Source organism: Streptomyces glaucescens, assembly GCF_002154375.1.
GTDB lineage: Bacteria > Actinomycetota > Actinomycetes > Streptomycetales > Streptomycetaceae > Streptomyces > Streptomyces glaucescens.
Genome location: NZ_MUND01000826.1, coordinates 1 through 2470 on the forward strand (window position 1 = coordinate 1; position 2470 = coordinate 2470).

1 protein-coding gene is annotated in these 2470 nt (G+C 75.1%); it reads right to left on the bottom strand.

What is annotated here, in order from left to right:
• Positions 1–2470: hypothetical protein (locus tag CCN42_RS37875; protein ID WP_339384492.1), on the bottom strand; the 2470-nt coding region annotated here is incomplete at both ends.

A 2470-nucleotide genomic window follows, 5' to 3' on the forward strand; every position in this document is an offset into this window, starting at 1 on the left:
CGGGCTCGTCGGCGGCGGCGTGGCCTCGCGCACCGGCACCACGGTCCGGCCGGCGTTGTCGCTCGGCCGCGCATCCAGGACGGTGCCGGTGACCGACCAGCCGACCGGCGCGTCACCGGGGGTGACCCCGGTGAGCGTGACGTCCACCGGAACGGTCGTACCGGGCGGCACCACGCCGACGTCGCACTGGAGGGAGGCGGCGGCGCAGCTGCCCCCGGGCCAGGTCAGCCGCGTGACCCGGACACCGGCCGGCGGCGCGACGGTCAGCTGGGTGCCGGGCGAGGCGGCGGGGCCGTTGTTCACCACGTCGACGCGGACCGTGGTGGAACGGCCGACGGTGACCCCGTCGGTGCTGCCGGGTGCCCGGACCGCGAGGTCCACGGACTGCTGGACGCTGGGTTCCTTCTGGCGGCCCGGGAGATTGCCGGTGAGGGCGATGAGGTCGCCGGACGCGATGTCCAGGTACTTCAGTTTCTCGGGGCTGTTGACGGCGCGCCGGTGGCGGGCGCTGAACACCAGGCCCGTGCCGTCGGCCGTCCAGGCGGCGTCCCGCGGCTGGTGCGGGCCGGTGACCGACGTGTCCGGCAGCTCCCGGCGGCAGGCGCCGGGCAGATCGCGGGCGGCGACGGGCAGCAGCACCTGGCACGTGTTGCCCGACAGGGACGTCAGGAGGAGGCCGTTGCGCTCGTCGATCCGGCCGCCGCCGTTCTCGCGGTTGAAGACGATGCTCCGCCCGTCCGGGGAGAACGCCGGGCTGTCGTCGATGACCTTGCAGTCGCCCGGGCAGTTCACGGCGCTCAGGTCGCGCTGCCGGCGCAGGTCCTTCATGCGCACGGTCCAGATGTGCTTGTTGCCGCCGCCCCCGTCGATGACGTGGTTGCGGGTGAACGCCAGGGTGGTGCCGTCGGGGGACCAGGTGGGCTGGGCGTCCTCGCCCTGCGGCTGACCGGGCGGCGCGGTGATCCTGCCGGTGATCGCACCGGTGGCGACGTCCGCGATGAGGATGCGGCTGGATCCCGCGGCCTCTCCGGCGCCGCCCGGCGAGACCCGGGTGAAGGCGAGGTACCTGCCGTCCGGGGACAACGCCGGGTCGGTGTCCCAGTCGTCCGGGTCGCGGCCCGCGAGCGGCAGGTACGCCGCCTTCGTGCCGTCCGCGTCCGCCGTCCAGATCCGCTCGGTCCGCCGGTCCCGGGGGCCCTCGAACCGGGTCACCACGATCCGGCGGCCGTCCGGCGTGTAGTTCTGCCGCTCGGTCCACGGGTCGTAGCCGGCCCTCGGCCGGAACAGCGGATCCTTGGCGCGATCGGTGTTCGTGTCGGCCTCCGGGTCCTCCGTCAGGATGGTCAGCCCCAGGTCGCGGGGGTCGGAACCGTCGGTCCGGATGTCCTGCAGCGTCGCCTCGTGCGGGCCGGACGCCGAGGTGCGCTCCACCACCGCGCCGCCGCCGTCGAGCGGGCCGAGCCAGGTGGGCGAGAGGACCTCGCGGTTCTCGTTGAGCACCAGGTCGGGTGTGGCGGCGGAGTGCGGGGGCGTCCGGAACACGTGGTCCCAGTCGCCCTCGCACTCACAGGTGATCTCCGGGCTCAGGAACAGCACCTCGTTCCCGCCGGGCAGCCACGCCGCCCCGTGCGCACGCCACTGGGTCCGCGCGCCGCCGAGCAGCGGCCTGTCGGTGCTCCCGTCGGTGCCGTCCGTCACCCGCAGCCGGGGTCCGTTCTGCCCGGGGAGGGTGGCGGTGTACGCGATGAGGTCCCGGTGGTCGGCGTCGTCGACCGGGTTCCACACCGGCTCGGTGGCCACGCCGTTCGCGGGGTCGGTGACCCGGGTGGCGGTGCCGCCGTCCAGGTCCCGCACGTAGATCTGCGGTCCGGCCGCCGGGTCGCTGTCGCTGGAGTACGCCAGGCGCAGCCCGTCGGGGGAGACCGTCGGGCTCTCCTCGTCGGCGGGGGTCTTGGTCAGCCGCGTCAGGCTGGTGCGGTTGATGCGCACCAGCCACAGGTCGCGCTGCGTCCTGCCGTCGGGGCCGCCGGGTCCGGCCGCGTCGAAGACCACGGACCGGCCGTCCGGCGTCAGCCGGGGGTGCGCCGCGTTCATGCCGCGGGTGAGGCGGCGTACGGAACCGTCGGCGGTCCGCAGGTAGATCTGCGGGTTCTTCTCGTCGCGGCGGCTCGCGAAGACCAGCTTGTCGCCCAGGGCGGACGGCTGGACGTCGAAGTGGGCCGGGCCCTTGCCGAACAGCGGGGTGCTGGAGGTGGTGGTGCCGACCTCGCCGAGACTGCGGTGCCGGGTGCCGGCGAAGGCGACCCGGGTTTCCGCGGCGTCCCGGGTGCCCGCGGCTCCGGCGACCCGCGGCGGGGAATCCGCGTCGTCCTGCCCGGCGGCCGCGGTCACCCCGAGCAGCGGGATCAGCAGCAGCCACGCCACGCCGAACCGCCCCAGGCGGTACCGCCCGCCGGGGCCAGCGGTTCTC